Raw genomic sequence first — 5,702 nt, forward strand, 5'->3', positions numbered from 1 at the left:
AGCTTGGTGCAAGCATCGAAACGGAAAGCTCGAGGATATCGCACATTACAAACATTCATCAGCATGGTGTACGCTACAGCGAATAAGCTGGAGATTACGGTCAAGCCTCAACAGGCTTAGTCATATTCCTTCACAGCCTAATAACCACGAAATCGTTCCTGAGGCAGGCGGTCAAGCGGTTTCCTTGAGGGGCTGCCTCAGGAACGATAAACTAGCAAAGGCTGTGAGAATTGACTGCCAATCTGTTGGACTGGCATTTGTGCATACCCATACTAAACAGCAAGGAGCCGGATTTTTTTGGTTCGATCGACGAAAAGAATATCTATCGAAATAGTCCGTCAAAATTTATGCAACGCTAGTGGTCCTCAAGATAAGCTCCCTCGGGTTCGTCATTATCCTCGACATCCAAGGTAGCGTTTGCGATTCCATGTATATACAATTTGCGTCCTAGATCATTGACCATAAAAAATTCCCCTATAACGCTGTATGGTTCATTTTGTGTAAAAGCAATACCACAGGCTATCAACAAATGTTCTTCATTCCTCCGAGTTCTTGGACTTTGCCATCTGTTGGTCGACCCCAACTCCCTTAGAAACTGTATTGCTCCAGTATTGAGTTGATCAAGACACTGTGACAGATCCACAAACTCGACCCACTCCAAGTGGCGGTTTATATATGCAACATATAATCGAGCCAATATCCTAGCTTTGTAGGTCGAAATTAATTTGTCTAACATAGTTGATACGTGTTCCATAACTTTGTCACGGTATTTTGGCTTCCGAAGTCTCTCTTTGTGTCTGTGAATCTTCTCCTCATCAAACTGTCCATGGCTAAACTCATATAAGAAATGAACGAGCTTTTTCGCAAATGCCCATTCTCTAATAGCAATGACGTTTTTTACACCGGCATATATGGACTTTATAATAGGAACATTTTCAAGAACGGTTCCACTTGCTAGCGCATCAAACGGCTTTTGAAGAATATCCAACGTTAAATCAATTTCAGTCTCAAAAATTGTGTCTGCCAGTTTTTTGCTAAAAACCGCCATATCGTCTGATTGATTAAATTCCTCTGGAGTTTGATATTCATCTTGCTTCATAATTCTCCCCCTCAATAATTTTTACAGCCCACTTTTTCCCAGCTCACGACTTGCGGATTCGGTAACAATTTGTGCCCACACATTCCTTTCATTCAATAAGTTTGTACGATCCGAATATCTTGTATCGAGGTTTGAGAGTTGCACTAAAAACCAAGTGAAAGCCTAGGAGTCTGTCCGACGGTTTGAGGTTTGTGATACATATACTGTCTGAAATCGGAGATTCCCTTTCGGTACGATTAATAGTGTGTTTGCCTGATTGGGCCTTCACGCAGTTCTCTTGAAAGGGACACTCCTTGCAGGCTTGCATTCGTAAACCCACTTTGTCGATTGGGTAAGGTCATCCGCATATTGAGTTTGCTTGAGTTTCAAAATCTTTCCGGCAGGGCAAACGTACGTATCGGTTTCCGGTTGATACGTGAAGTTGGTTTTGTCGTATGGATTGCCTGTTTGTTTGCCTTCCTTGCATGCAGCAATGTAGGCGTCAACGTTTGCCGCCTCTGCTTCCCAAATGTTGCCGGCGCTGAAGTATTCAGCGTCCGCACTGACTTTCTCGGGCATATGGCCCATGTTTTCTTGAATGGAACCCAGCACTCCTTCGAATTGCTTCTGGTCGCTGGTGCTGTTACTCATCTGAATCCCGACAATGATGTGATGATCCGAAACGACTGCGATTTGTGGATTGTACACCTGGATCACACCCTGAGTCTTCGTATCCATAATACGGGATTTCGAATCGGTGAAGTTGATCAATCTTTTTCAGGTGTTTTGGATTCGGCTTCGGGCTTACGTTCTTCCAATTGCTTGAGTACTTCCTTGATTTTCGCAAGCCGCACTTGACGGTCTCGCACCTCGGCGTTCACGGATTCCGGAAAGAGCAAAAGTTGGCCTTCTTCCTGTTCGTCTGCCTGCTGGGCCTGTTGCAAAGCTTCCCGGATTTCGTTTTCCATACGCTGAATCTCTTGTTTCATCCTTTCTCGTGACATCGCTTTATGTTTCGAAGAATGGGCTTTCAATTCGGAACCGTCGATGCTCACATGTCCCAGCGACACGTATCCCAGATTCATGGCATTCTGAACCACTTGTGTATACAGATCCAGCAACAATTCGATGTTCTCCTTACGAAAGTCGCTGATCGTCCGGAAACCCGGCCTGTGACCGCCGCACAGCCAGTGGAACGGAATATTTTCATCGATAGCCGTACGAATCTTGCGGGATGTGAATGCACCGGTGGCATACCCATAAAACCACAGTTTGGAAAGCAAAGCAGGATGATAGGCTTCCTCTACACGGTTGGAGTGCCGGCTTATAATGGCGGAAAGATCCAATTGATCGACAATGTCGCTCAACGGCCGTGCTAAATGGTCTTCAGGAATCCATTCGCTCAATTACACCGGGACGAGTTCCCCTTATTCCGTGGAGTAAGGTTTAAATTTGGCCATGCCCTTCACATCCTTTACATTCGTTCGCTGGAATTTACCCTAGTTTCCCCTGAAAAAGTCAGGGGTTTTTGGACAAAACAAAAGGAATTGGCTGCCTCGATATGGAATTCGGATGTTGACAATACAACCTATCCACAAGGGGCGAATTCCTTTGTGATAGATGTTCAACATCACCCCTTGGAAATCCTTCCTGAGGTGAGCGAACTTGTTGAAACTTCGTGACCCGCAATTGACTCTCTGGGATCCCTTGCTTCCGGAAGAGGTTCGGAAGCTCCCTGCTGAATTGGCTGTCATCGATCAACTGCTTGACGACGAACGATTCATGCAGCCGTTTCTTCAAAACCATGCGACAAAGATGGAGCGTCCCACGTACCCCATTGAGGAATATGTGCGCCTGATGGTACTCAAACGCCTGTACAATCTGGGCTATGAGTCCTTGGTGAAAGAGGTGGGCGACAGCATCACAGGGCGTCGGTTTTGCCGGATTGCGATTGACGAGCCGATGCCCGATCCTTCGACGCTCATCTATGCCCGCAAACGCTATAGCGAGGAAATGATTGAGCAGATCAACGAAGCTCTGCTTCAGAAGCTGAACGAGAAAGAGATTCTGAAACGTCGTAAACTGCGTACGGATACGGCAGTCGTGGAATCCGACATTCACCATCCGACCGATGCCACCCTTTTACAGGATGGGGTTCGGGTGATCACCCGTCTGGTACAGAAGATTCGTACAGTCGCTTCCCATGCAACCGAGGCTTTGTAGATCGCACCCGAGAGATCAAAGAAAAGATCCTGTCCATTGGCAAGGTACTCCGCCGACGTACCCGTGAGTCCTGGGGAGAAGTGAATGCTATCACCCAAGACGTGATTCAGGTAGCGGAAGACGAACATATCAAACGATTTGGCCGGGCCCCGAATGCCGTGGCAATGGATCGAAAGAAGAATGAAACAGAACTGATGGGACGGGGAGTCGAGCGAATCAGCATTCCTCGCAAGGGCAAGAAAAGCCAAGAGCGTACCGAATATGAACAACAGTTATGGTTTCAAGACTTGCAGCGCTACCGTGCCGCCGGAGAGGCAAAGATCAGCCTGTTGAAGCGAAAGTAGGGATTAGGACGCTGCAGGTATAGGGGCCTTGTCGGCACAAAATGCTTGGTCGGCTTCGGCATACTAGCACACAACCTCCTGAGAGCGGAACGGATGCTGAGTGAAAAAGCAAAATAAGGATTGATTAGGAAATCGGAACCAGTGAACAACGTGAGACAACTCGGGTAGGATAGCCTTCCCTCAAAAATCGATTTTTTCAGGAGACACTAAGTACGGGTACATCAGCGGTGAAGACAGATTTTTCTACGTACTGTCGTACATCGACGTATTTCGATCGTCAGATTGTCGGAAGCCACTTTGGCCTTCGATGCGAGGCGGCGGATGTAGTACAGGTGTTTCAGGCCGCTCTGTGGTGACGCAAACTGCTGTGTACAGGAGGCATGCCGAATATCCGGTCAGATAACGGGCCGCAGTTTGTGAGCATGCTGTTCGAGTCCACATGCGAAAACCTGGGGATTGAGCATGAACATATCCAACCCAAGACGCCCAACCTGAATGCACACATTGAGGCGTTTCACCGGGTACTCGAGGATGGTTGACAGTACAAAAATTTGTAAGTTATGCTAAAGCATATGGGACGGTGGACGAATATTTTCGATTTTACAAGAAGCGCCGATTGCATTCTAGCCTCACTATCTATCTCCGCTTGAATTTGGCAAGAGACATCAGGAAACAGGTTTAATACCGAGGAAAATGGCGAAAGTGTGAGATTTCGACCAAAATCGAGAGTTGTGTCCAATCTACGTAGCGGTTTCCCGATTTGACCTACCAATGAAACTTACTATATGATCACTTAAACAATCATGATTACTTGAACAATCTGACTTGTAATAACATTTGGAATTTTGTTCTTCGGGTTTCTGACATCGTTGCTTTGAAGATGAAATCAGAGAAAGAAAAGACGGCAAGCAGAAGAAGTTTCTGGTGAACAATGCTATGCGAAAAGCGTATCAAGGGCATCCGGCAACTTGAATATTTAATAAACGCTAAATTTCTAGTAAATACTATTCGAGGGTGAATTTTGTGTTCTTCACATTATTATTGTGCATATTTTTTATATTTAGTATCTATGGAATTGCAACACATACATCTTGGGTTATGATAACCGCTGCAGTTGTCTATTTCATTTACTCTTTTCTCACCTTTATCTCCCCATATTCAAGGGGGATGTATCTGAAACTATTCATTTGGTTTTTAGTGATTCCAGCGTTTGTTTGGTATCACACTGATGTTTTATCGGTTTTATCATATAGTCTACTGTTGCTTACATGGTGGACAATCAGAACGATCTGGGTATATAAAAGTGTCACTAATGGTAAAACTTCATGGATATTGAGTCAGACACAGAATTTCTGGCATCCGTTTTAGAGGTAACTCATATAATTTCCATCATAGTTCATCTCTGGGTGATTAGGTATGATTAAACAAGTATTATCTATTATGTCAGTTGTCCTTTTGTTTATTATGTGGTGGGTCCGTTTAAAAAACGAAAAAATTCCACGCTTGGTAAAACCTCGGATAACTCCTCTATATGTTCAATTAATCGGCGCTCTTACTTACTTTGTTGTTGCCTTGTTATTTTCTCATTCGCCCGGTGAAGTTGCTGACTACACATTGCTATCTTTTGGTGCGGGGCTTTGGTATCTAATCACACTTGGAATTCGGAATGTTTTTCGCAAATTATCTGGTATTAAAAATGGGGATTAGTAAAAGTGTGTTGAAAAAGGGTGATAATGCCACCTCTTCAATACCCCTTAGCAGGATTGAACTGTCTGCACTTTGATGAGAAAATAGAGTATCGCTGCACTAGCGTAGCATAAATTTTGACAGACTATTTCGGTATCTTTCCCTTGCGTAGATATAACAAAAAAATCCTTTACAATGGAACGTACAGGTAGATCCTGTCCAAATCCATTGAAAGGACTTCAGTATGGACAAGGATACCTTACCTGAATCCGTGAAATTCTAGCATGTCCTTAATTACAATCATGAGATATTCGTAGTAAAATGAAGATAGTGAAAGATAATTTCATTTTGCGATATTCACCAATGGGGTG

The 5,702-nt window shown here is 44.5% G+C and carries 4 protein-coding genes and 1 pseudogene; 2 read left to right on the forward strand and 3 right to left on the reverse strand.

Going from position 1 to position 5,702, the window contains the following annotated elements; all coding sequences use genetic code 11:
* Positions 1 to 355: 355 nt before the first annotated feature.
* The 3 genes from C230_RS0100960 to C230_RS0100970 form a co-directional block, all read right to left on the reverse strand.
* Entirely contained in the window at positions 356 to 1,099 is a 744-nt protein-coding gene (locus tag C230_RS0100960; protein ID WP_018130212.1) for a hypothetical protein, read from the reverse strand.
* A gap of 264 nt (positions 1,100 to 1,363) precedes the next feature.
* Positions 1,364 to 1,816, reverse strand: a complete 453-nt coding sequence (locus tag C230_RS0100965; RefSeq protein ID WP_026174061.1) for a transposase — start codon at positions 1,814 to 1,816, stop codon at positions 1,364 to 1,366.
* A gap of 29 nt (positions 1,817 to 1,845) precedes the next feature.
* On the reverse strand, positions 1,846 to 2,484 hold the full coding sequence (locus C230_RS0100970; RefSeq protein WP_018130213.1) for a transposase: 639 nt from the start codon (positions 2,482 to 2,484) through the stop codon (positions 1,846 to 1,848).
* 259 nt (positions 2,485 to 2,743) lie between these two features.
* On the opposite strand from C230_RS0100970, the pseudogene C230_RS21115 reads away from it, so the two are divergent.
* Together C230_RS21115 and C230_RS22200 are read left to right on the forward strand one after the other, a co-directional pair.
* A pseudogene (locus tag C230_RS21115) lies at positions 2,744 to 3,762 on the forward strand (transposase).
* Positions 3,763 to 5,061: 1,299 nt separating this feature from the next.
* The gene (locus C230_RS22200) at positions 5,062 to 5,352 is read left to right on the forward strand and encodes a hypothetical protein (RefSeq protein ID WP_156807294.1); all 291 of its coding nucleotides are present in this window, start codon (positions 5,062 to 5,064) and stop codon (positions 5,350 to 5,352) included.
* Positions 5,353 to 5,702: the final 350 nt, after the last annotated feature.

This window comes from Effusibacillus pohliae DSM 22757, assembly GCF_000376225.1.
GTDB classification, from domain to species: Bacteria; Bacillota; Bacilli; order Tumebacillales; family Effusibacillaceae; genus Effusibacillus; species Effusibacillus pohliae.